This window comes from Mucilaginibacter sp. SG564 (genome assembly GCF_013149275.1).
Taxonomy (GTDB): Bacteria; Bacteroidota; Bacteroidia; order Sphingobacteriales; family Sphingobacteriaceae; genus Mucilaginibacter.
Window position 1 is genome coordinate 417,207 of sequence record NZ_JABGNA010000007.1, and the last position, 25,432, is coordinate 442,638.

Annotated in this window: 20 protein-coding genes; 2 read left to right on the forward strand and 18 right to left on the reverse strand. The window is 42.9% G+C overall.

Annotated elements, in window-relative coordinates:
• Window positions 1–448: 448 nt before the first annotated feature.
• On the forward strand, window positions 449–1,327 hold the full coding sequence (dapA, locus tag FHW89_RS18330) for a 4-hydroxy-tetrahydrodipicolinate synthase (protein ID WP_172336489.1): 879 nt from the start codon (window positions 449–451) through the stop codon (window positions 1,325–1,327).
• Between the two features lie 69 nt (window positions 1,328–1,396).
• Here dapA and FHW89_RS18335 read toward each other — a convergent pair whose 3' ends face one another.
• The 4 genes from FHW89_RS18335 to FHW89_RS18350 all read right to left on the reverse strand — a co-directional run bounded on the left by FHW89_RS18335 (window position 1,397) and on the right by FHW89_RS18350 (window position 6,352).
• Entirely contained in the window at window positions 1,397–1,579 is a 183-nt protein-coding gene (locus tag FHW89_RS18335) for a histone H1 (protein WP_172336490.1), read from the reverse strand.
• A gap of 311 nt (window positions 1,580–1,890) precedes the next feature.
• Window positions 1,891–3,324, reverse strand: a complete 1,434-nt coding sequence (locus tag FHW89_RS18340; RefSeq protein WP_172336491.1) for a glycoside hydrolase family 125 protein — start codon at window positions 3,322–3,324, stop codon at window positions 1,891–1,893.
• Window positions 3,325–3,587: 263 nt separating this feature from the next.
• Window positions 3,588–5,324, reverse strand: coding sequence for a phospho-sugar mutase (locus FHW89_RS18345; protein WP_172336492.1), 1,737 nt, complete (start codon window positions 5,322–5,324; stop codon window positions 3,588–3,590).
• Between the two features lie 248 nt (window positions 5,325–5,572).
• The gene (locus tag FHW89_RS18350) at window positions 5,573–6,352 is read right to left on the reverse strand and encodes a heparin lyase I family protein (protein WP_172336493.1); all 780 of its coding nucleotides are present in this window, start codon (window positions 6,350–6,352) and stop codon (window positions 5,573–5,575) included.
• 174 nt (window positions 6,353–6,526) lie between these two features.
• Between FHW89_RS18350 and FHW89_RS18355 the strand changes: the two genes are divergently transcribed.
• The gene (locus FHW89_RS18355) at window positions 6,527–7,570 is read left to right on the forward strand and encodes a LacI family DNA-binding transcriptional regulator (protein ID WP_172336494.1); all 1,044 of its coding nucleotides are present in this window, start codon (window positions 6,527–6,529) and stop codon (window positions 7,568–7,570) included.
• Between the two features lie 183 nt (window positions 7,571–7,753).
• Here the strand turns inward: FHW89_RS18355 and FHW89_RS18360 are convergent, their stop codons facing one another.
• From FHW89_RS18360 to mraZ, 14 genes are all read right to left on the reverse strand, one after another.
• Window positions 7,754–8,998 carry an aminotransferase class I/II-fold pyridoxal phosphate-dependent enzyme gene (locus FHW89_RS18360; protein WP_172336495.1) on the reverse strand — a complete coding sequence of 415 codons (1,245 nt, stop codon included), beginning with the start codon at window positions 8,996–8,998 and terminating at the stop codon, window positions 7,754–7,756.
• A gap of 260 nt (window positions 8,999–9,258) precedes the next feature.
• Entirely contained in the window at window positions 9,259–10,863 is a 1,605-nt protein-coding gene (gene ftsZ, locus FHW89_RS18365; RefSeq protein WP_172336496.1) for a cell division protein FtsZ, read from the reverse strand.
• 215 nt (window positions 10,864–11,078) lie between these two features.
• A complete protein-coding gene (ftsA, locus tag FHW89_RS18370) occupies window positions 11,079–12,419 on the reverse strand; it encodes a cell division protein FtsA (protein WP_172336497.1) in 1,341 nt (446 codons plus the stop codon).
• A 4-nt stretch (window positions 12,420–12,423) separates the two neighbouring features.
• A complete protein-coding gene (locus tag FHW89_RS18375; RefSeq protein WP_172336498.1) occupies window positions 12,424–13,290 on the reverse strand; it encodes a cell division protein FtsQ/DivIB in 867 nt (288 codons plus the stop codon).
• On the reverse strand, window positions 13,283–14,641 hold the full coding sequence (gene murC / locus FHW89_RS18380) for a UDP-N-acetylmuramate--L-alanine ligase (RefSeq protein ID WP_172336499.1): 1,359 nt from the start codon (window positions 14,639–14,641) through the stop codon (window positions 13,283–13,285). The genes FHW89_RS18375 and murC overlap by 8 nt, the downstream gene beginning before the upstream one ends.
• Window positions 14,642–14,695: 54 nt before the next feature.
• The gene (gene murG / locus FHW89_RS18385) at window positions 14,696–15,805 is read right to left on the reverse strand and encodes an undecaprenyldiphospho-muramoylpentapeptide beta-N-acetylglucosaminyltransferase (protein ID WP_172336500.1); all 1,110 of its coding nucleotides are present in this window, start codon (window positions 15,803–15,805) and stop codon (window positions 14,696–14,698) included.
• A 74-nt stretch (window positions 15,806–15,879) separates the two neighbouring features.
• The gene (locus tag FHW89_RS18390) at window positions 15,880–17,031 is read right to left on the reverse strand and encodes an FtsW/RodA/SpoVE family cell cycle protein (RefSeq protein ID WP_172336501.1); all 1,152 of its coding nucleotides are present in this window, start codon (window positions 17,029–17,031) and stop codon (window positions 15,880–15,882) included.
• Between the two features lie 102 nt (window positions 17,032–17,133).
• Window positions 17,134–18,510 (reverse strand): UDP-N-acetylmuramoyl-L-alanine--D-glutamate ligase, encoded by a 1,377-nt coding sequence (murD, locus tag FHW89_RS18395; protein WP_172336502.1) that lies wholly within the window; start codon window positions 18,508–18,510, stop codon window positions 17,134–17,136.
• Window positions 18,511–18,569: 59 nt separating this feature from the next.
• Window positions 18,570–19,811, reverse strand: coding sequence for a phospho-N-acetylmuramoyl-pentapeptide-transferase (gene mraY / locus FHW89_RS18400; RefSeq protein ID WP_172336503.1), 1,242 nt, complete (start codon window positions 19,809–19,811; stop codon window positions 18,570–18,572).
• A gap of 174 nt (window positions 19,812–19,985) precedes the next feature.
• Window positions 19,986–21,446 (reverse strand): UDP-N-acetylmuramoyl-L-alanyl-D-glutamate--2,6-diaminopimelate ligase, encoded by a 1,461-nt coding sequence (locus FHW89_RS18405; RefSeq protein ID WP_172336504.1) that lies wholly within the window; start codon window positions 21,444–21,446, stop codon window positions 19,986–19,988.
• Window positions 21,443–23,554 (reverse strand): penicillin-binding protein, encoded by a 2,112-nt coding sequence (locus tag FHW89_RS18410; RefSeq protein WP_172336505.1) that lies wholly within the window; start codon window positions 23,552–23,554, stop codon window positions 21,443–21,445. Before FHW89_RS18410 ends, FHW89_RS18405 begins: the two co-directional genes overlap by 4 nt.
• The gene (locus tag FHW89_RS18415; protein ID WP_172336506.1) at window positions 23,544–23,957 is read right to left on the reverse strand and encodes an FtsL-like putative cell division protein; all 414 of its coding nucleotides are present in this window, start codon (window positions 23,955–23,957) and stop codon (window positions 23,544–23,546) included. The genes FHW89_RS18410 and FHW89_RS18415 overlap by 11 nt, the downstream gene beginning before the upstream one ends.
• The gene (gene rsmH, locus FHW89_RS18420; RefSeq protein ID WP_172336507.1) at window positions 23,954–24,856 is read right to left on the reverse strand and encodes a 16S rRNA (cytosine(1402)-N(4))-methyltransferase RsmH; all 903 of its coding nucleotides are present in this window, start codon (window positions 24,854–24,856) and stop codon (window positions 23,954–23,956) included. Before rsmH ends, FHW89_RS18415 begins: the two co-directional genes overlap by 4 nt.
• A complete protein-coding gene (mraZ, locus tag FHW89_RS18425) occupies window positions 24,849–25,313 on the reverse strand; it encodes a division/cell wall cluster transcriptional repressor MraZ (RefSeq protein WP_166090265.1) in 465 nt (154 codons plus the stop codon). The genes rsmH and mraZ overlap by 8 nt, the downstream gene beginning before the upstream one ends.
• Between the last annotated feature and the right edge of the window lie 119 nt (window positions 25,314–25,432).

The window sequence follows — 25,432 nt, forward strand, 5'->3', positions numbered from 1 at the left end:
ATAGCAAGTTTTTGCTGAAGCGCAAGAGTGTGCGAACGCAGTAGCGCAAAATAATTGCAGCCCTGGTTCTGTCTGATTTGCAGGGCAAAGGCCAAGTGCGGCAAAGAAGCATTTCTGGTGAAAGCCTTTTGGTTACTTTGTGGCTACAAAGTAACTGGCCCTCCCGCGGCCAAGAGCGGGTATACGCTATACAACGCGAAGAATAGATCCTTCGCTACGCTCAGGATGACAAACTTAAATGAGATTATTAATGATGTGTTTGTTTTTTGGTATTAATGAGCTCCCTCTGGTCGGTTGTCTTCGTTCGTTCGAGATGACAATCTGAATAGATAAAATGTGTAAAAACATGGTTTAAATCACGTAGGCATATTTTTCATTACTCAAAACTCACCAATCACTACTCACTACTCACCACTAATCACTATATTAGCGTCCTTTAATTTTACTCATGAATATATTTTACGGAACAGGGGTAGCCATGGTGACCCCTTTTCAGGCGGATGGTCAAGTTGACTACGAGGGTTTGAGAAACCTTATTGAACATTTGATTGATGGCGGGGTGCAATACCTGGTATCATTAGGTACAACCGGCGAAAGTGCCACATTGAATGCCGCCGAGCGAAAGCAGGTTTGGGCATTTACCGCGGAGGTTGTCAAGAAGCGCGTAAATTTGGTTGCCGGTATAGGTGGCAATAATACTCATGAGGTAGTGGAGCAGATCAAAGAGTTTAATGTTACTGGCTACGATGCCATACTATCATCAAGCCCGCATTATAACAAACCTACCCAGGAGGGTATATACCAGCACTATAAAGCCATAGCGCAGGCAGCACCACTACCGGTAATTTTATATAACGTACCCAGCCGCACCGGCAGCACCATTGCTGCGGAAACAACCGTGCGCCTGGCCCGCGATTTTAAAAATATCATTGGTATTAAAGAAGCATCGGGCAATTTCGATCTGTTTAACCAGTTGATGCGCGATAAGCCGGAAGAGTTTTTAGTAATATCGGGCGATGATCCGGTTACCCTGCCGATGATGGCGATGGGAGCTGTGGGCGTGATATCTGTTATTGGTAACGCCTTGCCAAAACCATTATCAGCCATGATAGGCCTATTGCTGAATAATGATTACAAAGCCGCGCAAAAAATAAATGCCAGCCTGGTTGAGTTTACCCGGCTTATGTTTGTGGAAGGTAACCCCGCCGGTGCCAAAAACGCGCTGAAACATTTAGGGGTTTGTGGTGAAACTTTAAGATTACCACTTGTACCGGTAAGCAGCAAAACAGCTGATGCTATTAAACTGGAAACAGCCAGGCTTTCCTAAAATAAAATATGTTGAATAAAAAAACCCGGTTATTGGATAACCGGGTTTTTTATTGGAATAAGAAAAACCTTACTTAGCTTCTTTATTTTTAGCTTCCTGTACTTCCAGACGGATAGCCTGTGCCAGGTTTTTAAGATCTTGCATACCTTTACGAACACGTGTTCCGGCAGCGCTGTTTCCTTTGTTGTAGAATTTGTCGGCGTCGGCCTCCAATGAAGCTACAAGCTCTTTTACTTCAGTAAATTTTTTCATTTAATTACTCCTTTTAAAATTATTGAGGTTTATTGTTTTAACTAAAGCTAATCTATAATGTTTTTTTTTAATTAAAAATTTTTAAGGCAGAAAAATACTGCCTTAAAAGTGGTTTTTTTCCACATTTTAAAGGCTTAATGAATATTTAAGCAGCTATATATTATATTAAAAACAAACATTAATAAAATATATTCTATAATATTTTATTAATAAAACATATTAAATACAAAATAACTTTAAATAATAATATTTTATATGATTTTAGTTAACAAAACTCGTATTTTAATACCATCCATATATTAAAAATCGTATTAAATGATTTTCTGCAATATATCCGGATAATGTTGATGTGTTTTGATGATCAATTCGCCAAATAAGGTATTGGCCCAGGCAAACCATTTACGGGTAAAATCATCGGCATTATCTTTATTGAACGACTCATGCATAAAGCCGGTACCGGCATGAGTGGTCTTTAATAATCGTAGGCATTCGGTGATCTCGTCTTTATGTGTAGACGTTAAGCCCCGCATAATAATAGCCATAGGCCATATATAACCAATGCCTACGTGCGGGCCACCAATACCTTCGGCTACCTTGCCTTTAAAAAAGTAAGGGTTATTTTCGCTCAGCACAAATTTCCGGGTGTTCTGGTACAACAGATCGTTAACTGGCAATGAATCGAGGTAAGGCAATGCCAGCAAACTGGGCACGTTGGAGTCGTCCATAAATAACTGGTTACCGTAGCCATCAACCTCAAAAGCTAATATTTTGCCATACTCCGGGTGTTGGGCCACCGCGTACTTTTTAAGCGCAGCCTCCACTTCGGTGGCCAAGGCACGGCAAGCAGAGGATGTTCCGCTATCATTACCAATAGTGGCATACATTTCGGCCATTTGATTTAAGCTGGTAACCGCGAAATAATTTGACGGGATCAGGAATGGATAAATGGTGGCATCATCTGAAGGACGGAAGATAGAACAGATCAATCCTACAGGCTTAACCGGGTTACCGTAGCCCCTGTTGGGCGCGGTATCACTGGCTACTTCGGTTTTCCGTTGAAAATGATAAGGACCTTTACTCTCTTTACGCTGCTGCTCCTTAAAAGTTTTCAGGATGATCTTACCTGCTTTTTGCCAGCTTTCATCAAAAAAGCTGCTGTCGCCGCTGATCTTCCAGTAGTTATAAGCCAGCCTTACAGGATAGCAAAGCGAATCGATCTCCCATTTGCGCTCATGCAGTTCGGGTTTCATATCGGTATTGTCGGTATCCCACTCGCTGCCGGTTGGGCCCTGGTTAAAGGCATTGGCATAAGGGTCTATCTGCACACACTTAGCCTGACGGCTCAATACACCCAATATCAGCTTTTGCAGCGCCGGATCATTTTTGATGAGTGGCAGATACGGCCAAACCTGAGCGGATGAATCGCGCATCCACATGGCGTTAATATCGCCGGTAATCACAAATGTATCAGGCTTGCCACCGGCTTCGGAATAGTTTACCGTAGTATCCAGAGTATTGGGATAGCAGTTTTCAAACAGCCAGGCCAGTTCCGGATCTTTAATATCTTTTTTCACCTTTTGAATAATGGCCTCAACCGCCTTACTGGTAAATTTACGATCGGCCAGTTTAGGTCGTTTACTTTCAAAAGCAGGCAAAGTGCTGGCAAATAATGACGGTGTAACACCCAGGGTAATACCCGCGGCGGCCACGCCGTTCAGTTTGATAAAATGTCTTCTGGTGAGCATAAAGATTTTTTAATGGTAACTGTAAAAATATAAAAGCCTTTGATTATCCGAAAGACATTGGGATTTTATTTTAAAAGGTTTTAGCAAGGGGGTATTTCGCCACCACGTCATTGCGAGCGCAGCGTGGCAATCCCCTACTTACAGAGCGGCTCTGCTTATTGGGGATTGCCACGCTGCGCTCGCAATGACGCGTGTATTTATTAAACAACAAAAGGCGCCTAAGGCGCCTCTTGTTGTTTGGATATACTTTATTCAAAGAGTACTTAAACTCCCAAGTCCTTCATAATGGTATCAATCTTTGCTTCCAATTGATGATCCGTTTCATGATAAGCGGCTTTGCTGGCCAGCTTGCCGTTTACGCTGCAATAGAATTTGATCTTAGGCTCGGTGCCTGAAGGACGGGCAGAGATGATGCTTCCGTCTTCGGTGATGAACTGTAGCACATCTGATTTTGGCAATTCCAGTGCTTTGGTGGTATTATTGTTCAAATCGGTTTCGATTCCTTTTTCGTAATCTTTCAGCGTGATCACCTTTGAGCCCCCCAAGGTAGCCGGCGGGTTATTCCTGAATTTATCCATCATCGCCACGATCTCTTCGGCACCAGTTTTACCTTTTTTGGTGATCGAGATCAGCTTTTCTTTATAGAAACCATACTGTACATACGTATCAATAAGCGCCTCAAACAAGCTACTGCCCTTATCTTTATAATAAGCAGTCATTTCGGCAATAAACGCGCTGGATACAATAGCATCCTTATCGCGTACCAGCTCACCTACCAGGTAGCCGTAGCTTTCTTCGCCGCCACCAATGAAGGTTTGCTTGCCCTGCAGTTGGGTCATCAGCTCGCCAATATATTTAAAGCCGGTAAGCGTATTATAATAGGTAACGTTTTTGGCTTTGGCTATCGCCTCGATAAGGTTGGAAGTTACGATGGTTTTAACGATGTACTCCTTACCGGTAAGTTTGCCTTTATCCTGCCATGCGGTCAACAGGTAATTGATGAGCAAGCTACCGGTTTGATTACCGTTAAGCAGTATAAATTCGTTCTGATCATTTTTTACGGCGATACCTACACGGTCGGCATCCGGATCAGTGGCCAATACCAGGTCGGCATCGGTTTCCCGTGCCTTTTTCAGAGCCAGCGTTAATGCTTCTTTTTCTTCGGGGTTTGGATATACTACCGTTGGAAAATTACCATCGGGCGTGGTTTGTTCATCAACCAGTATCACATTCTCAAACCCAAAAAGCTCAAGAGCTTTGGGTGTTAAGGTGATACCTGTTCCGTGAATGGGCGAGTACACGATCTTAAGATCTTTCTGCCTTTTAATCGCCTCTGGCGATACAGAAAGCTTAACAATTTCGGCCAGGTATAAGTCGTCTATGTCTTTACCTATCGTTTCTATATTTTCTTCAACACGGTTAAATTTAACCTCATCAATACTTTTTATAGCTGCTACTTCGTCCATTACAGCTTTATCATGCGGGGCAACCAGTTGGCCGCCGTCATCGCCGTAGGCTTTATAACCATTATATTCTTTTGGATTGTGCGATGCGGTAAGCATTACCCCACTTTTGCAACCCAGGTGACGTACTGCAAAGGATAGCTCTGGCGTTGGGCGCAGCGCTTCAAAATAATATACGTGGATTCCATTTGCCGAAAAAACCTCGGCCGTTGTAGATGCCAGAAGATCGGCATTGTTACGACTGTCATGCGCGATGGCTACTTTAATTTTTTCGCCGGGGTAAGTCTTTTTAAGATAGTTGGCTAAACCTTGAGTAGCGGTACCAATGGTGTACTTATTAACGCGGTTTGAGCCCGGGCCCATGATGCCGCGAAGACCACCTGTTCCAAATTCCAGGTCTTTGTAAAACGAGTCTGTTAATTCTGTATATGCCTTATCATCCAGTAATTTTTGTATCTGTTGTTTAACATCAGCATCGTAGCTGCCTTGAAGCCATGTATTTACTTTTTGTAGTACGGAGGGGTCTAATTCTTGCATGTGCACCTTTATTAATGGATAATTTGTTAAAATCAGTTTGATAACAAATATGGCAATAAAATGTGTGCGTGCAATTGAACAATAAAATATTTTGTGGAGGGGAAACACTTCATCTGTCATCCTGAACGGAGTGAAGGATCTATTCGTCGATATGCATGTCGTTTAGCAGATCCTTCACTCCGTTCAGGATGACAAAAGAAATAGGTACAAAAAAGAAAGCCCCGGTAAACCAAGGCTTCTTTTCTATCTTATTGAGCTACATCTGCATAACTCGTACCGATACGTATCTTTTTAACAATATGCGTTGCCTGTGAAGCATCACCGCCATATACGCCCCATTTCGGATCGCAGTAATCGCTGTCAAAAGTACGGCAATAGTATCGCTGACTATTATTGGTAAATGTTTGTTTCACCCCATTATACCACAATTCAATATAGCCATCGGTGGCATTATCTGATAATTTGATACGTAAAACAAAAGATTGCCAGGTGCTCACCGAAAGTGGGATTGACCATGGCACACTGGCCACATGATTGATATCAAAGTATTGTAGCTCCAGGTTGCCGTTATTGGTGCGCAGCATTAATGGATGGTTGGCTGTATTACTGGTAGGGTATGATTTCCACTGGAATACGGCATCCGTTTTTAATGTGGTAGGCATATATAGTTTGTCTGTCCACCCGATGTAAAACTCAGAGCCTATTTGTGCCTGGTAGTTTTTGGCGCCGTGACCCTCGGTGCGGTGACTGCCCTCCGGTTTGGTGAATTGCCAGCAAAGTGTATTAGTCTCGTCATTCACGGTTGTCATCGCGCCCGAACCTTCGATGTTTACATCCTTCCACACATTGCTTGAACCAAGGGAGGCATCCCCATTAAATAACAGCGACATAGTGCTCAGTTTCCCGTTACTTTGCGTAGCATTGCCTCCATTACTTACTGGATTGGTCTTTACATCTTTGGTACATTGCGATAGCAATAGCATGCAACCAGCCCCTAAGGCAGTTGCCATTAGTTGAATTTTTCTCATTCTTCTTTAGTTTATAGATGGTTTATAATATATTTACGCAACCGGTTGTGTAAATATATAAAATTAATTCACAAAAGAATTTTTATTGTAATTTATTGTGTACCAGAAAGATTATTTATAGCGGGAATAAATGATAAATTAGATGCTTTTCCGCAACATACGTACAATGCAGGCATGAGTATAGAGGATCGTTATAAATTAAATAAAGAAATTACTTTAATTGATATAGCCAATGAATTAAATGTTTCTAAAAGCACCGTATCCCGGGCGCTCCAGAATCATCATTCTATTGGCGCCGAAACTACGAAAGCCGTGCATGAACTGGCCAAAAAATACAATTACCAGCCCAACGCCATTGCATCCAGCTTATTTAAAAAATCAACCAAAACCATTGGGGTGATTGTCCCTATCCTATCCCATTACTTTTTTTCGACGGTAATAGCCGGGATAGAGGATGTAGCCTATAAAGCCGGGTATAAGGTGATCATTTGCCAATCGCACGAGTTGTACGAAAGAGAAGTGATCGTATCCAAAACATTGTTATCGGCGAAGGTAGATGGACTGATCGTGTCCGTTTCAAAAGAAACCGTCAATATGGATCACTTTCAGCAATTCCTGGATAAGAACATCCCTTTGATCTTTTTTGACAGGCTGCCTACAGGCATTCAAAGCAACAGCGTATCGGTTGATGATTATGAAGGCGCCTTTAAAATAGTTGAACACCTGATTGAGCAGGGCTGTAAAAGAATAGCCCACTTTACCGGGCCATTGAATATCGCACTGGCACAAAACAGATTGCAGGGGTACAAAGATGCGCTACGAAAACACCACATCCCGGTAAATGATGAACTAATATACGAATGTGGTTTTGAAAGAACCCAGGGAATAACCACTACAGAAAAGTTACTCACCGATCAGGTTTCCGTCGATGCCATATTCGCAGTCTGCGATCCGGTGGCTATAGGGGTAATGCTTACCTTAAAGCAAAAGAGTATCAAGATACCTCACGATATCGCGGTTGTTGGTTTTAACGATGATCCTACTGCTACGGTTATAGATCCTCCCTTAACAACTGTTGCCCAACCAGCATTTGAAATTGGCGTGGCCGCAGCTGATATTTTCTTAAAACAAGTGATTGGGCCAAGTAGGAGCTATATCAAAGAAGTATTAAAAACGAATTTGACTATCAGGCAATCGAGCCTTCGGAAGAATAGATAAATAAGTAAATTCGGATAAGCAACAAGCAAAGACATGTCATTCAGTGTAGCATGACAATCCCCTACTTATGAGGCGGACCTTCTTTTTAGGGATTGCCACGCTGCGCTCGCAATGACGCGCTTTAACAAACAAAGGCCACAGTTTCTTGTGGCCTTTGTTTGTTTTTATGTTTCAAGAAAAAACTTAAGCTATTTCCAGCTTGTTCTCTTTGTAATAACCAGATTTTAGTTTTTCGGCCATTTCGCTGTAGGCGTCAAGCGTGCGTTGTACATCCTCTAAAGAATGCACAGCGGTTGGTATAATACGCAACACAATTAATCCTTTAGGGATAACCGGGTAGATCACGATAGAGCAGAAGATACCATAGTTTTCGCGCAAGTCGCGGGTTAAGCTGGTGGCTTCATAAAGATCGCCCTTTAAAAATACCGGGGTAACCATACTATTGCTTTGACCAAGATCAAAACCACGCTCTTTTAAACCTTTTTGAAGCGTATTAGCTATCAGCCATAGTTTTTCGCGCAGCTCAGGTTTTGATTTTAATAGTTCAAAACGCTTTTTCAAACCTATAACCATTGGCATTGGCAATGCTTTGGCAAATGTTTGGGAGCGCATATTATAACGCAGGAAATGGATGATCTGCTCATCGGCGGCTACAAACGCGCCGATACCTGCCATCGATTTGGCAAAGGTTCCGAAATATACATCAACACCATCTACACAATCCTGCTCTTCGTGGGTACCGCCACCATTTTTACCCATGGTACCAAAGCCATGCGCATCATCAACCAGTAAACGAAAATCGAATTTCTTTTTAAGCTCAACAATTTCTTTTAGCTTACCCTGAACTCCCGACATACCAAAAACACCTTCGGTGATCAGCAGGATACCTCCGCCGGTTTGCTCCACCAGACGTGTAGCACGTTCCAGTTGCTTTTCGCAGCTTTCCACATCGTTATGCTGATAAACAAAACGTTTTCCCATGTGCAGGCGCACACCATCAATGATACAAGCGTGCGATTCCGCGTCATAAACAATAACGTCATTCCTGTCAACCAGCGCATCTATAATGGATACCATACCCTGGTAACCGTAGTTCAATAAAAAAGCGGCTTGTTTGCCAACAAATGCAGCGAGGTTATTTTCCAGCTCTTCGTGATGGATAGAGTTACCAGACATCATGCGTGCACCCATCGGGTAAGCCATGCCGTAATCAGCAGCCGCTTTCGCGTCCGCTTCTCTTACTTCGGGGTGATTGGCTAAACCCAGGTAATTGTTCAGGCTCCAGATCAAATGTTCTTTGCCATTAAATTGCATATGCGGGCCAATCTCTCCTTCCAGTTTAGGGAATGAAAAATAACCGTGCGACCATTTTTGATGCTGACCGATAGGGCCGCCAGAGTTTTTTGTTATTTTGTCAAATAGATCCAAAATAGTATGCTTTTGAAGATAGTATTTTAAAATACAAATATAGCCGTTTATCCTGCTTGCAGCAATAGCTATAACTTTTTAGAATAGGTTATAACTAAAGTAATAGAGTCAAGACTATTAGAGTCAGGAATCAAGACTTGAAAAAAACGTATTATTTTAAACAAGAACAGGAAAGTTATCTAAGATTTATTCTTTGATAGCTTTCCTGTCTTTAATTATTGTGGTCTTGTATCTTGACTCTTACTTCTTGATTCTACTTTTTAATCAGCGTTATCATGCAGGAAAGAGTTGTTTTTGCGGATTTCGGTATTGCCTTCGTTATCCGGCATCAGGCTGAACCTGGAAATCTGGCTTTCGTCAGATTGCGGGGTTTCCTGCAGCGCTATTTCCTTACGTTTGTAGGCAGGTACATTTTCCAGTTCCTGTATGTTGCCGCTGCGCAGTTTCATGCTCAGATCTTTCAGCCTCATGATACGCTCGCGCGATTTTTTCAACTGCTCTTCGATAGATTCATTTGTTTTATGATCATCGGCACCTACTACAGGCTCGGGTTCCGGAGTTGGAGCTGGTGGCTCTGGCATTCTTTCTTCCCTAACCGGTGCGTATGATTCAGGTTCGCTCATTTTAAAAGTAAAGCCCGCGGTATCCGGTTCGTGATCTTCTTCGGCTTCTTCCTCGTCCAGATTATAACGCATTACCACCTCTTCTTTTTCTTCAGAACGGCCGGCAGCAAACATATCAAACAAGCCGGTTTGTTTTGGCTCATCCTTTGGTTTAATATAAGGCTCGGCAGTAGCGGTGGCTTTAACCGGGTTGATAAATTCATTCACCGGTTTTACCAAAGGTTTAACTTCGGGCTCCAGCATCGAGATGATCTTTTTATTGCTGTTCTCTTTTTCGCGCTCATCCTTGGTTTGGAAACCGGTAGCGATAATGGTAACCGATAATTGGTCGCCCAGGTTATCGTCCACACAATTACCCCATATCAGGTCGGCCGCTAAGCCTGCTTCTTCCTGTATGTAATCGGTAATAATGCTTACCTCGTCCATGGTTACTTCATGTATACCAGAGCTGATGTTAAGCAATATATAACGTGCACCCTCAATCTCATTATCTTTTAGCAATGGCGATGCCAAAGCACCTTCAACCGCTTTTAAAGCCCGGTTCTCGCCTTCGGCAGAACAGCTACCCATGATAGATACACCGCTGTCTTTCATTACGGTGCGCACATCCTTAAAGTCAACGTTGATATAACCCGGTAAGGTAATGATCTCGGCTATGCCTTTAGCGGCAGTTGTTAATATATTATCGGCCTGTGCAAAAGCAGAGCTCATGGTTAAGTTGCCGAATATCTGGCGTAACCTATCGTTTGATATTACCAGGAACGAGTCGACATATTTTTTCAATTCTTCCAAACCGGCATCGGCCTGCATTTTACGGCGTTTACCTTCAAATGAAAACGGCGTAGTAATGATACCTACCGTTAATATATCCATTTCGCGGGCCGCTTTGGCAATGATAGGGCTTGCGCCTGTACCTGTACCACCACCCATGCCTGCTGTAATAAACAACATTTTGGTATTTACACCCAGCATCTGCTTAATATCGTCGATATTCTCAATAGCTGAGTTTTTGCCCACCTCGGGTATTGAACCGGCACCCATTCCTTCAGTAAGACTAGCGCCCAACTGTACCTTGTTTGGTATAGGACTTAGCTCCAGCGCCTGGGCATCAGTGTTGCAAATTATAAAGTCAACACCGGTAATTCCCTGCCTGTACATATGGTTCACCGCGTTACCGCCGCCACCGCCAACACCAATTACTTTGATGATAGACGATTTTTCTTTTAACATCTCAAACTGCATAATCTTCGTTTTCAGCTATATGTGATTCAACCAATATTTAGATTTTACCATCGTAATAATAGTACTTTTTCCACAAAGGTTTTCCACAATTGTCAATAATGTGGAAAAGTTGCTTTATGTGTAAAACTTTGGTATCAAGTATCAAGACCGCTCTTTTTTATTCGACTTCCTAAAAAGTCTTGATACTTGATACTAATTACTTGATACCATAAAAACTACTTCAAAAAGTCTTCATCATTTATATCATCTTTTATAAATGTGATACTTTTTTTCAGCAACCTGTCAAACAAGCCACCTTCCTTTTTGGGCTCGTATTTTGGTTTTTCTGTTCTTGTATCTGCTACAGGTGCCGCGGTCATGTATTCCGTTTTTTGGATACCTTTTATCAGCAAGCCAATACCTGTTGCAAAAGTCGGGCTTTGCAGCTCCTCATAAATGTTTTTAGGCAGCACTTCGTTTTTGGCCAGGTGCTCTGTTGGGTAACCAACGCGGCAATCTAAACCGGTAACAAACTCTACCAATTGACGCAGGTGTTTCAGTTGCGCACCACCACCGGTTATTACAATACCGGCTATCAGTTTTTTCTCGTAACCTGACGATTTGATCTCGTAGTACACATGCTCTACAATTTCTTCCATACGGGCCTGTATTACGTAGGCCAGGTTTTTCACCGAGATCTCTTTTGGCTCGCGACCACGTAAACCCGGTACGCAAACAATCTCGTTCTCTTTATTTTCATCAGCCAATGCCGATCCAAACCTTACTTTTAACTGCTCGGCTATGTTACGCATTACCGAACAACCTTCTCGGATATCCTCGGTCACGCTGTTACCACCAAATGGAATCACGGCAGTATGACGGATAATACCTTCGTGGAATATGGCCACGTCGGTAGTACCACCACCAATATCTACCAGTACTACACCAGCTTCTTTTTCCTCTTCGCTCAATACCGATTCGGAAGAAGCGAGTGGCTCCAAGATCAGGTCCTGGCTATCCAGGGTGGCTTTGTTAACACATTTTACAATGTTTTTGATAGCCGTAACCTGGCCGGATATGATGTGGAAGTTGGCTTCCAAACGCACACCAGCCATACCTATAGGGTCTTTAATACCCGGCTCGTTATCTACCGTAAACTCTTGCGGCAATACATGGATGATCTCCTCGCCCGGAGGCATCACCAGGTTGTACATATCTTCAATGAGCTTATCAATATCCTTACGACCAATTTCTGATTGCAGGTCGCGACGGGTTATCAAACCGCGGTGCTGCAGGCTTTTTATATGCTGGCCCGCTATACCTACAAACACAACTTTAATATCTACATTGGATTGCGCACCGGCTACATCAACCGCCTGCGAGATCCCTTGTACTGTTTTATCAATATTTGATACCATACCACGGGTAACACCCGCAGACTCGGCCTTGCCAATTCCTAATACCTCAATCTTCCCGTTCTTGCTCCTGCGCCCAACAATGGCGCATATTTTAGTCGTTCCGATATCCAATCCTACTACAATTGGCGAACTTTTTTCTTGAGTTGAGCTTTTGTCCATATTCCTAATTTATTTGAGATGTATCCTTTTCCATTTTTGCAGAATCGGCTTTGAGACTTTTGGCCTTGCTTGCCCTGATTGAATCTGCTTTCATATTTTCATTTTTAACACCAACCACCTGGCCGGAGTATTTGATATTTATAGTACTGTACTTATCCCAGCCTACTTTGGGCAATACCTGTTTATAAAACGCTATCAGGTTAGCAAATTTTACCTGCAGCGAATCGGCATTCCCGATCAGTATCCTCTGGCTCCCCACACGCGGGATCAATTCAATTTCGTGGTCTTTATTCACGTACAGCTGTGCTATCTGCGCATCCCAAAGGGAATCCTTACGGATAAAATCGGCCGTCAGGAACAGATCCTTAGCCAGTTTGGTATGCAAGGAGTCTACATGGTTGGTAAACAGCTCGTCGATAAAACCATTGGCCACCAATACCCTTGCAGTAAAATTGGGCGACAGCGGAATCTTTAAACCATGCTGATCTACATAAAAATCCATATCATAATGGTTCATGATACGCAATATGGGCTGGCGCTGACTTACCTCGACCCGTAAAACACCGTTCATTTCGGTATAGACCTTGGCAAATTCAATAAATGGATTCGCCTTTAATTTATTTTCCAGATCCTGTATATCGATCCCTTCCAGTTTGCGCCCTATCAGTGTATGACTGGTAGTTTGCAAAATATGATCAACTTCCTGCTTATCAATAAAATACTGACTACCGGGTATATTAACCTTTACCGCCGTACAAATAACACTACCCTTTTTTGCTTCAATAAAACTCATGAGCGTGATGAGGCCACCCAGGCAAATTACCCAGGCAGATATGATCAACACACGCTTCCAAATGAGTTTTCTATTCATTACTCAATATTTCTTTTAAAGAATGAACCAAAGTATCAATATCACCAGCACCTACGGTAAGCAATAACTCTGGCTGCTCATTGGTTACCGCATCCAGCGCCTCTTGTTTGCTTAGTTTCCGTTTGTTTTGCAGCTCCATCCTGTTCAGCAACATTTCTGAGTTAACGCCCTCTATAGGCAATTCACGTGCCGGATAAATATCCAGCATGATCAATTCGTCAACCATATCCAGCACCTCGGCAAAACCTTCAGCAAAATCACGTGTGCGCGTATATAAATGTGGCTGAAAAATGGTGGTCAGCTTTTTGTTGGGGTACAGCTTTTTTACTGAGGATATACATGCCCGTAATTCTTCAGGGTGATGCGCATAATCATCAATATAAATATGCTGTGGTGTTTTCACGATGTATTCAAACCTACGTTTAACACCTCTGAATGACCCCAGCGCGCTTTTTATAGCACCGGTATCAACATCTAATCGCAAAACAGCTTCTATGGCTGCAACCGCGTTTTCCACATTGTGTGTTCCGGCTATACCCATTTTGATGTTGGGGATGGTGACGTCAGCATTCACAAAATCAAAGTAAAAATCGCCGTCTTCAATACGTACGTTGGCTGCATGCGCATCGGCTGTAGCATCATTGAGCGCATAAGTATAGCCCGTATCCAAAGGCAAGCCTTTTTTATGAACCAGTGTACCGCCGCTTTTTATTTGTGAGGCGAACAGTTGGAACGACTCGGTTAAATGCGCGTGATCGCCGTAAATATCCAGGTGATCGGCATCCATCGAAGTGATGATAGCCACATCCGGGAAAAGGGTAAGAAACGAACGATCGTACTCATCGGCCTCAACCACCATCACATTGCTTTTACCATACAGCACATTACTTTGGTAATTGGATGATATACCACCCAAAAATGCCGAGCAATCATTACCAGAATCTTTAAGGATATGCGCCACCATGGTTGAGGTGGTTGTTTTACCATGCGTACCCGCAACCGCTATAGTGAAGGAACTTTTACTGATCAGCCCCAAAACCTGCGACCGTTTGAACAGCTCGAATCCTTTATTTTTAAAATAGTTTAATATAACAGAATCTTTAGGAACAGCCGGGGTATAAATAACCAGGGTATCATCGCAAAGCTGTTGGAAACTCATCGGGATCCAATCGGCCCGGTCATCAAAGATGATCCGGATACCTTCGTTGTGCAGATCATTGGTCAAATCCGTCGCCGTTTTATCATAACCGCAAACAACACACCCTAAATGATGGAAATAACGAGCCAGGCCGCTCATCCCGATGCCGCCTATACCTATAAGGTAAACTCTTTTGATGTTATGCAGTTCCATTGTTTTAATTTTAAAAAAGGCCCTCCTCTTTTGGGGAGAAGGAGGACCATAATTTTAATTGTTGTTGTTTATTGTTATTTTTAATAATTCGCGTGCAATAACTTCGTCGGCATCAGGCATGGCCATTTTGCCAATATTAGTACTTAGTTTCTTTTGTAAATTTCTGTCGTGTAACAATTCAAGCGCTTTATCAACCAGCTTTTCTTCGGCGTCCCTGTCGGCCAAAAAAACAGCTGCGTCTTCCTCAACCAGCGCCAGCGCATTTTTTGTCTGGTGATCTTCGGCTACATTAGGTGATGGTACCAGGATCACCGGTTTTTTAACCATGCACAACTCGGCAATAGTACCGGCACCGGCACGTGATATAATGATATCGGCAGCAGCATAAGCAAGGTCCATTCGTGTTAAAAACTCCCTGATCTTCACATCAGGATGATGGTCTTCACCTAACTTCGCAATAATCTGTTTATAATAATACTTGCCGGTTTGCCATATAACCTGAACATCGGCAGCAATCAATTTATCTAAACCGGCGGCTATGCTATTGTTTAACGTAAGTGCCCCAAGGCTACCACCAGTTATTAATACCGTTTTCTTGAAGGCCGAAAGCTTAAACAGCTCCAACGCCTGCATATGTTTACCGGCCACGTTCACCGAATCGCGGCGGATGGGATTACCCGTTTTAATAATTTTTCCGGCAGGGAAAAACTTGTCCATGCCGTCAAAGGCCACGCATATTTTTTGGGCATTTTTACCCAGCCATTTATTAGTGATACCCGCGTAAGAGTTTTGCTCCTGTATGAGGTAAGGGATATTTTTTAACGATGCAGCATACAACAACGGCCCCGAAGCATAGCCACCAACGCCTACAGCGGCATCGGGTTTAAAATCCTTAATAATTTTAAGTGCCCGGCGTACACTGTTTAACAGTTTGACAGGGAACATCACGTTTTTCCAAACAGACTTGCGTTGTATACCCTGGATGTCCAGACCAATAATCTTATAACCGGCAGCCGGAACTTTCTCCATCTCCATACGGCCATTAGCACCCACAAACAATATCTCGATAGCCGGATCAATATTTTTTAAAGCATTGGCAATAGCAATAGCCGGGAAGATGTGTCCTCCTGTTCCGCCACCACTGATGATTATTCTCTTTGCCATTTTTTTAACTTTAAAAACTAAATTCTAAACTCTAAATCCCAAAACTCCGTCTCACTAAATCACTCATTCACTAATTAAGCTCGGGCCGTCCTGATCTCGCCCACCACTACTTTTTTAGGTTCTTCAATATCACGGCTAACCGACAGTATGATACCAAACGCCACACTGGTAAATAATATCGATGTACCACCCATACTCACGAACGGTAGTGGCACACCCGTTACCGGCCCTAATCCTACCGCCACCGCCATATTGGCAAATGCTTGTATAGTTAAGCTAAAACTTAAACCACAAGCCAGTAACGCGCCAAAAGCCTTCGGGGCCTTCGTCACAATTTTTATGCACCTGTATAGTAAAAATAGGTAAATGCCTATCAGGGCAAGTCCGCCTATAAGTCCATACTCCTCAATAATAATGGCGTATATTTCGTCGGAGTAGGACTCTGGCAGATAATTTCTTTCGGTACTGTTGCCCGGGCCTTTGCCAAATATGCCGCCACTGGCAATAGCTATTTTGGCATGATCTGATTGAAACGACTTATCGGGCTTTGCCAGTTCAGGATGTAAAAATGTTTTCACCCTGGAAATACGTGTTTCACGCCGTGGGCCTAAAAACAAAACTGCCATTAACAATATAAATCCGGCTACACAAACCATTGATATTTGCTTAATACTGATACGCCCTATGATGAGCAATAAAATGCTTACCCCAAACAACATCAGCGCAGTTGATAAGTTGGCTGGTGCTATCAATACAAATACCAGGCAAACTGCGCCCATAATTGGTAAAAAGGATTCTTTGACATCCTTAATGTTTTCCTGCTTGCGCGAAAGGGTACGTGCCAGGTAGGTGATCAAAGCCAGTTTAGCCAAATCCGATGTCTGGAAACTAAGTCCTATCACGGGGATATTTATCCACCGGCTGGCCTCGTTTATGCGTGCGCCAAATAATAGTGTATATAGCAACAACGGTATGGTCACAATCATCATGATCTTGGAGATACCTGCATAGTAACGATAATCGAGCTTGTGCGAAATATACATCAGCGCGATACCGCCCACCACCATAGCGAGATGTTTCATCAGGATCGACTCGACCCCAACGCCACGCTTATAAGCCAGCGTACCGGTTGAACTGTATACCGCCAACAGGGATATAACAGAAAGCAATATGACTATAAGCCATATCCAGCGGTCGCCTTTTGTATTACTGAGTATCCTGTGCATTTCTTAACTTTTTACTTTTTTTGTCCATGGACCATAGTCAATAGTCCTTAGATCTTATTTTCTTTTTCCATGGACTATTGACCATAGTCTATGGACCTCATTCTATAATTCCCTTACCGCAGCTTTAAACTGATTGCCGCGATCTTCATAATTTTTAAACAGATCAAAACTGGCACAAGCAGGTGATAACAATACGGTATCGCCTTTTTCGGCCAGGTGGAATGATACCTGTACCGCTTCGGCAGCTGAGCCTGTATTCACGATCACTTCTACATCATCCTCAAAAGCATCGTGGATACGTTTATTGTCTTTACCCAGGCACACTATAGCTTTTACCTTTTGCTTTACCAGCTGTTTCAACATATTATAGTCATTGCCCTTGTCAACACCACCAAGGATCAATACCACATCAGTAGTCATACTTTCGAGCGCATACCACGTTGAATTAACATTGGTAGCTTTAGAATCATTGATAAAGCTGATACCGGATATTTTGCCAACCGACTCCAGCCTGTGCTCGATATTTTTAAAGTTGCCCATACTCTCCCTCATCGATTCATTGCGCAATTCGAGCACTTTTGCAACAATACCTGATGCCATGGAGTTGTAAATGTTGTGCTTACCCTGCAGGGCTAATTCTTTAATTGACATTTGAAAATGTTCTTGTGTTGTGTTAATGACAATATTGTCGTTTTCGAGATATGCTCCCGGTTTAATCGTAGTTTCAATTGAAAAGGGTAACTGCTGTGCTTCAAACGTCCGCCCGGCCATCCCTTTGATGGTTTCCGGGTCATCGGCACAGTAAATAAAATAATCGGCCGCTGTTTGATTTTGCGTTACACGAAATTTTGATGCCGCGTAATTTTCCAGCTTATAATCGTACCTGTCTAAATGATCAGGCGTAATATTGAGCAAAACAGCAATGTCAACCTTAAACCGGTACATGTCATCCAACATAAAGCTGCTTAGCTCCAACACATAATATTCAAATTTTTCGGTGGCCACCTGGTAAGCAAAGCTTTTACCAATGTTGCCGGCTAAACCCACATTTAATCCCGCGTTCTTTAGGATATGATAAGTTAAGCTGGTAGTAGTAGTTTTTCCGTTTGAACCGGTAATTCCTACTATTTTAGCGTCGCAATATCTTCCTGCAAACTCTATCTCCGAAATAACCGGGATGCCTTTTTCCCGCAGCTTTTTAACAATAGGGGCTTTTTCGGGTATCCCCGGACTTTTGATCACTTCAACAGTGTTCAGTATTTCTGCCTCGGTATGCTGGTTCTCTTCAAAGCGAATGTTCCAGTCCTGTAGTTGTTTTTTATAATTATCAGCAATGGCACCAAAATCCGAAACAAAAACATCATAACCCTGCTGTTGAGCAAGATACGCCGCACCTACACCACTTTCACCCGCGCCGAGAATGGCGAGCCTTTGAGTGGCGAGTAGTGAGTTTTGAGTTATGTGTTCCGTCTGATTCATTATTCTATTGCACTATATATTTTTTTGTCCTGTCTCTTGATTCTTATTTCTTGATTCTCTTATCTCAACTTCAATGTTATAATGGTTATAATGGCCAGTATGATACCAATGATCCAGAAGCGGGTAACAATCTTGGCTTCGTGGAACCCTTTTTTTTGATAATGATGATGTAGCGGCGCCATTAAAAATATCCGCCGGCCCTCGCCCGATCTTTTCTTGGTGTATTTAAACCAACCTACCTGCATAATAACCGATATATTTTCGATCAGGAATACGCCACATAGCACCGGAAGCAATAGCTCTTTTCGTATTACGATAGCAAAAACAGCGATGATGCCGCCTATGGCCAAACTACCTGTATCGCCCATAAATACCTGGGCCGGATAGGAATTGTACCATAAAAAGCCCACACAGGCCCCAACAAATGCGCCCGCAAATATTACCAGTTCGCCCGAGTTGGGTAAAAACATAATGTTCAGATAATCGGCCATGGCAATGTTACCGGATACATAAGCCAGTATGGCCAGCGTAATACCAATAATTGCTGAAGTACCAGTGGCCAATCCGTCGATACCATCGGTAATATTTGCTCCATTGGATATAAAAGTGATGATCACAATAACAAAAAACAGGAACACGACCAATCCGTATTGCTCATAACCAGGTCCCAGGAATTTGAGCACTTTGGAGTAATCAAACTCATTGTTCTTATAAAAAGGCATAGTGGTTTTTGTTGACCGCACATCCTGGGTATAAACCGGCACATCCCTTTTCATATGAAACTCAACCGGGGCATCAACTTTTACAGGTAGTTTAACTTCCTGCCTGATCACAATATCCGTATTGAAATACATTGTCCAGCCGATGATCAGTGAGAGACCTACCTGCCCGATGATCTTAAATCTTCCGGCAAGGCCTTCTTTGTTTTTCCTGAAAACTTTGATATAATCATCCAAAAAACCAATTGCGCCCAGCCATACTGTGGTAATCAGCATCAGGATAATATAAACGTTACCGAGTTTAGCAAACAGCAAAGTAGGAATCAGGATACCTAATAAAATAATGATACCACCCATGGTAGGCGTACCCGATTTTTGCATTTGGCCTTCCAGACCCAGGTTTCGTACCGTTTCGCCCACTTGTTTAAAACGCAGGTAATCGATAAGCCTACGGCCATAAACCGTAGTGATAATCAACGATGTTATTACAGCCATAGCGGTACGGAAAGTGATATACTGAAATACCCCTGCCCCCGGAATACTGAAGTTTTTACTTAGATATGTAAATAAATAATATAACATCCCTTTTTAAATGTGCTGATGTGCAGATTTCAAATGTGCAGGTATGCTGATGTGCATATGTGCGGATTATCGATGTGCAGATCGTGGTTTATGTTTTGATTACTTCTACTCGTTTATTTATATTAATTGGTTGTTGAAATTATCTTCCCTAAAATTTTAACTATTGACTCTTATTTATGACAATAACTTAAACTGCTCTTCTAACTCCTCCATATCATCGAAGTGATTTTTCACTCCTTTTACTTCCTGGTATTTCTCGTGCCCTTTACCTGCTACCAGAATAATATCTCCCGGACTGGCCAGCATACATGCCGTTTTAATAGCTTCACGACGATCAACAATACTCACTGTATGTCTTTTGAAAGCCGGATCAACACCCTCCTCCATATCCTTAATAATCTGGCCTGGATCTTCCGACCGTGGGTTATCCGCAGTCAGTATCACTTTATCGCTCCATTCGCTGGCTACGCGAGCCATTACAGGGCGTTTGGTTTTGTCCCTGTCGCCTCCGCAACCAATTACCGTGATCACCTTCTCGTTGCCTTTGCGGATATCATGAATGGTGCTCAACACATTCTGAACAGCATCCGGTGTGTGGGCATAATCAACTATCCCTATAACCTTATTAGGTGCTACGATATATTCAAAGCGACCTTCGGCACCGGTCAGTTTGCTTAAACTGGTTAATACTTTAGCCTTATCCTGATCGAGCAGCATAGCCGTAGCATAAACCGCCAGCAGGTTATAGGCATTAAATGTGCCTACCATTTTAAACCAAACTTCTTCGTTATCAATATGCAGCAGTAAGCCATCAAACTGGTTTTCCAGAATGCGGGCCTTATAATCGGACATTGATTTTAGTCCGTAGGTTTTCTTATGGGCCTGTGTGTTTTGCAGCATCACGTTACCATTTTTATCATCGCTATTGGTTAGCGCGAAGGCTGCTTTTGGCAAGCCATCAAAAAACGCTTTTTTGGCTTTCAGATAACTGTCGAATGTTTTATGATAATCTAAATGGTCATGCGTAAGGTTAGTAAATATCCCACCTGCAAATACCAGGTTGGCTATACGATGTTGGGCTATAGCGTGCGAGCTAACTTCCATAAAGCAATAATCACATCCCTGCTCTACCATCTCGGCCAGTAAACTATTGAGCTCAATAGGATCTGGGGTGGTATGGGTTGACGGGATCACTGTATCATTGATCTGATTTTCGACAGTTGACAGCAATCCGCATTTATATCCCAGGTCGCGAAACAATTGATACAACAAAGTGGCTACCGTAGTTTTGCCATTGGTACCGGTTACCCCTACCAGCTTAAGTTGCTCAGACGGCCGACCATAAAAATTAGCAGCCACGATGCTTAATGCTTTGCCAGAGTCGGCCACCATCAGAAAGTCGACCTCGGCTACGGTACGCGCTGGCAGATCTTCGCAAATAACAGCGATGGCACCGCTTTTAATAGCCTGATCAATATAGTCATGGCCATCAACCAGCGTACCTTTTACGGCAACAAACAATGAACCGGGCTCAACTTTGCGCGAATCAAAGGTTACAGACGTAATTTCCACATCAGCGCTTCCCTGTAATTCAGTAAAAGCCAATCCATCCAATATATCACTTAAATACATCATTGTAATTCAATTGTTATTCGTGATCCTTTTGGTATCAGGCTGCCGCCGGTAACCGATTGTGTGGTTACCACGCCGCTGCCGCGTACCGTTACTTTATAACCCGCGTTACCCAATACATACAGGGCGTCACTAAGGCCCATGCCGGTAACTGCCGGCACAGTGCCATTTTTATATTTTACATCCTCAAAAGGAATTCCATTGCTGGTATCAATCCCGCCCACATCGGCGTTTGCCGATGCGTACAGTGGTTTTACACCCAACTTGGTATACACCTTTTTTAATGCTTTTAAATTACCCTGCTTTACTTTTGGCATGCTGGTATTACCTACCAAATGTGTAGCCGGACTTTGGTTTATTTCCATATCATTAGCATAAACCCTATCTGCAACCTCTCTGAAAACCGGACCAGCAACCAGGGCTGCCAGGTAATTACCTTTTGTTGGGTTATTGATCACCACGATCATGGAATATTTAGGATGATCGGCGGGGAAATAACCGCAAAATGAAGCCTGGTAGGTTTTGTGAGCAGTATAACCTTTTCGTCCGTCGGCTATTTGTGCGGTACCTGTTTTACCTGCCACACTGTAAAGCTTGTTTTTGATTACATTTTTACCCGTACCATTAAGTACCACACCTTCCAGCATACCTTTTAACTTGCCGATGGTGACATCTGAACATACCTGCTCGTTGATAACCCGTGCCTGGAATTGTTCAATAGGATTGCCCATGCGACGTATCTCGCGTACAAAAATGGGCGATATGAGCTTACCATTGTTGGGTACCGAGTTATAAAAAGCCAGCATTTGCAGCGGCGTTAAATTCATTTCATATCCATAAGCCATCTCAGGCAAACTGTAATTTTTATTCCAGCTTCGGTTCGATGGATTTTTGATTACCGGCTGCCCTTCCCCCCGGATTTGCAGTTGTAATTTTTGGTTTAAATGATAACTATACAGCTTATTGATATACTCCCATGGATTACCACTATAATAACGAGTGACCAGTTTAGCTGCTGCTACGTTTGATGATTCTTCGAACGCGCGTTTAACGCTCATTTCATAATTATCATGCTCGGTATCGGTAATGGTTGGCCCTTTCGGAAATTTGTATTTACCTCCCTCAGCATTTACTATTGTACTGGTATCTATTTTATGCTGATCGAGCAGGGTCATGTACGATGCCAGTTTAAACGTTGAACCCGGATCAATAGCGTTACTGATAGCATAGTTCATTCTTTCCTCATAGTTGCCTTCTTTGGTACGGGTAAAGTTGGCAATAGCTCTTACTTCGCCGGTAGCTACTTCCATTAATACTACACAACCATGATCGGCCTCACTTTTGATCAACTGTTTCATTAAGGCATCCTGGGCTACATCCTGAAAATTCACATTGATGGTAGATATAATATCTGCACCATCTTTAGCGGCTATCTCCTCGTCATCATCAACGGGCATCCATGTTCCGCCTGGAATGCGCTGCATTAACCTGCGTCCGTTTTCGCCATTGATATAAGACGAATAGGCCCCTTCAAGGCCTACTGCATTTTTAACATTTTCATTCTTATAGCCGATAGTACGTGCGGCAAGCGAATGGAAAGGCCGTATACGTTTATTCTGTTGCAATACGATCAGACAATTCCGGGTCTTCCTTTTTTTGAAAATTGGAAATTCCTTGATCTTTTTTAGCTCCTGATAACTCACCCGACGCCTTAACAACTGATAGCGCGAACCTTCTTTACGGGCATCGCGGAATATCCTGGAGTATTCACGGGAAGATCTGTCGCCGTACATTTTTGACATGCTGGAGGCTAACTGATCAATGTTATCATTAAACACGCTATCCTCGGCAATACCACCTGCCATCATATCCATGTGCAACTCATATTCCGGAACAGAGGTTGCTAACAGACTACCATCCACAGAAAATATATTACCACGGGCAGCCTCAACAGTTTGATACTGAGCCGAAAGACTGGCGGCCATATCTTTCCATTTTTTGCCCTGTACAAATTGCACCCGGCACAACTGCACTACTACAGCAAAAGCAAATAGCAATATCAGCCCGAAAGCGATATATACCCGCAGCAGAATGTTGGTTCTAATTCCCATCCTGATCCTCCTTTACTGTTATTTTTTGTGGTGGCTCAACAGATTGCCTCACCCCCAGGGTATCGGCACGTTTAGCCACCTCGGTTAATGTACTTTTAAAGGCCATATCAGCCTTGGCGGTTTTATAATCCCAACCACGCTCTTTTACTTCTTTATTCAGATCATCAATGTCACGTATCGTTTTTTCAGCCAGGTGCATATTACCAATATATACCATACCTAAAAAAGCTATATACATCACAAAGGGAAGGGCACCCGTGGCTTTTTCTTTGGAGATAAAACCCTTGGCAAAAAGCTGGGTAAAAAGATTGTCCTGGATCTCTCGCGCAGGTTTTTCCTCCACGATGATATCCTGTTCCAATTCTTCTTCGTCCTGAATTTCTGTACGTAAACGATTCGTCATTTTTTTACAGCTATCCTTAGTTTAGCGCTCCGTGCCCTATTGTTATTCTTTATCTCTTCGTCTGATGCTGTTATAGCCCCTCGGCTTACTGCATCCAACGGTTTATTATTATTACCGTAAAAATCCTTCTCCACCTCGCCACTAAATTTGCCTTTGGCAATGAAATTTTTCACCAGCCTGTCTTCCAGCGAGTGGTATGACATCACCACCAGTCGGCCACCAACGGCTAAAACTTCTGCCGACTGAACCAAAAACTCTTTCAAAGCTTCCAGCTCCTGGTTAACTTCAATGCGCAATGCCTGGAACACTTGTGCCAGGTATTTATTTTCCTTCCCCCGGGGGATACGGTTACTGATCGCGTTTTTCAGATCGGCAATGGTCACTATCGGTGCATTTAAACGAGCTGTCGCGATGGTTTCGGCCAGCGATTTCGCGTTCTGTATTTCACCGTAAATGCCAAAAATGCGGTGCAACTCAGCAACAGTATAGTTATTAACCACATCCTTAGCTGTAAGCTCGCCCAGTTGATTCATACGCATATCCAACTCTGCATCAAAGCGAATGGAAAACCCACGCTCGGCCTGGTCAAACTGGTACGATGAAACACCCAGATCAGCCAGGATACCATCAACCGGGATAGCGCCATGCAAACGACAAAAGTTTTTGAGATAGCGAAAGTTTTGATCAATAAAAACAAAACGCTCATCCTCAATCAAATTCTGCTGCGCATCGGCATCCTGATCGAAAGCCAGCAAAGTTCCTTCGGGACCCAGATTCTTTAATATCTCGCGCGAATGACCACCACCGCCAAAAGTCACATCCACATATGTGCCGTCCTTTTTAATGGAAAGCCCTTCAATACATTCACTGAGCATTACCGGTACATGATACTCACTCATCACCCCTCCTTGCTTTATTACCCATAACCCTTTGTGCCAGCGCGCTAAAATTCTGAGGCTCATTGGAGAACGCGGCTTTATGCGCCTCGGCATCCCAAACCTCAATTTTATTTAACTGACAGGCCAGTACTACATCATTTTTTATACCTGCATAATCCAACAAAAACTTCGGCAACAACACCCTGCCGGCAGCATCAAGCGAAAGCTCGGTAGCGCCACGGGTGAAATATCTGATAAACTCTATGTTATCTTCCTCGTATTCGTTAAGTTTGCTCAGTTCATCAAGCCGTTTGTCCCACTCTGTTTTTGTATAAATAACCAGGTAGTTTTTGAATCCGCGATTGATCACCAGGCCTTCAGTTTCAGCTTCAGGAAGCTTTTTTTTGAGGCCAGCAGGTATCATCATCCTTGATTTAGGATCCAGCTTACATTCAAATTCACCGGTTAAATAGGACATTTTGAGACTATGGCATAATTCAATGAGTAAAAGTAAGGTACTTTTACCACTTTCTACCACTTTCTACCACCAAAAAGTTTTCAACATTTTTGGAGGGTATTCTGCTATACCCCTAAAAA

What these genes read in the sequence shown, in the direction of transcription:
- dapA (WP_172336489.1), top strand. Translation starts at nt 449, where the DNA reads ATGAATATATTTTACGGAACAGGGGTAGCCATGGTGACCCCTTTTCAG.
- FHW89_RS18335 (WP_172336490.1), bottom strand. Translation starts at nt 1,579, where the DNA reads ATGAAAAAATTTACTGAAGTAAAAGAGCTTGTAGCTTCATTGGAGGCC.
- FHW89_RS18340 (WP_172336491.1), bottom strand. Translation starts at nt 3,324, where the DNA reads ATGCTCACCAGAAGACATTTTATCAAACTGAACGGCGTGGCCGCCGCG.
- FHW89_RS18345 (WP_172336492.1), bottom strand. Translation starts at nt 5,324, where the DNA reads ATGCAAGAATTAGACCCCTCCGTACTACAAAAAGTAAATACATGGCTT.
- FHW89_RS18350 (WP_172336493.1), bottom strand. Translation starts at nt 6,352, where the DNA reads ATGAGAAAAATTCAACTAATGGCAACTGCCTTAGGGGCTGGTTGCATG.
- FHW89_RS18355 (WP_172336494.1), top strand. Translation starts at nt 6,527, where the DNA reads ATGAGTATAGAGGATCGTTATAAATTAAATAAAGAAATTACTTTAATT.
- ftsZ (WP_172336496.1), bottom strand. Translation starts at nt 10,863, where the DNA reads ATGCAGTTTGAGATGTTAAAAGAAAAATCGTCTATCATCAAAGTAATT.
- ftsA (WP_172336497.1), bottom strand. Translation starts at nt 12,419, where the DNA reads ATGGACAAAAGCTCAACTCAAGAAAAAAGTTCGCCAATTGTAGTAGGA.
- FHW89_RS18375 (WP_172336498.1), bottom strand. Translation starts at nt 13,290, where the DNA reads ATGAATAGAAAACTCATTTGGAAGCGTGTGTTGATCATATCTGCCTGG.
- murC (WP_172336499.1), bottom strand. Translation starts at nt 14,641, where the DNA reads ATGGAACTGCATAACATCAAAAGAGTTTACCTTATAGGTATAGGCGGC.
- murG (WP_172336500.1), bottom strand. Translation starts at nt 15,805, where the DNA reads ATGGCAAAGAGAATAATCATCAGTGGTGGCGGAACAGGAGGACACATC.
- FHW89_RS18390 (WP_172336501.1), bottom strand. Translation starts at nt 17,031, where the DNA reads ATGCACAGGATACTCAGTAATACAAAAGGCGACCGCTGGATATGGCTT.
- murD (WP_172336502.1), bottom strand. Translation starts at nt 18,510, where the DNA reads ATGAATCAGACGGAACACATAACTCAAAACTCACTACTCGCCACTCAA.
- mraY (WP_172336503.1), bottom strand. Translation starts at nt 19,811, where the DNA reads ATGTTATATTATTTATTTACATATCTAAGTAAAAACTTCAGTATTCCG.
- FHW89_RS18405 (WP_172336504.1), bottom strand. Translation starts at nt 21,446, where the DNA reads ATGATGTATTTAAGTGATATATTGGATGGATTGGCTTTTACTGAATTA.
- FHW89_RS18410 (WP_172336505.1), bottom strand. Translation starts at nt 23,554, where the DNA reads ATGGGAATTAGAACCAACATTCTGCTGCGGGTATATATCGCTTTCGGG.
- FHW89_RS18415 (WP_172336506.1), bottom strand. Translation starts at nt 23,957, where the DNA reads ATGACGAATCGTTTACGTACAGAAATTCAGGACGAAGAAGAATTGGAA.
- rsmH (WP_172336507.1), bottom strand. Translation starts at nt 24,856, where the DNA reads ATGAGTGAGTATCATGTACCGGTAATGCTCAGTGAATGTATTGAAGGG.
- mraZ (WP_166090265.1), bottom strand. Translation starts at nt 25,313, where the DNA reads ATGTCCTATTTAACCGGTGAATTTGAATGTAAGCTGGATCCTAAATCA.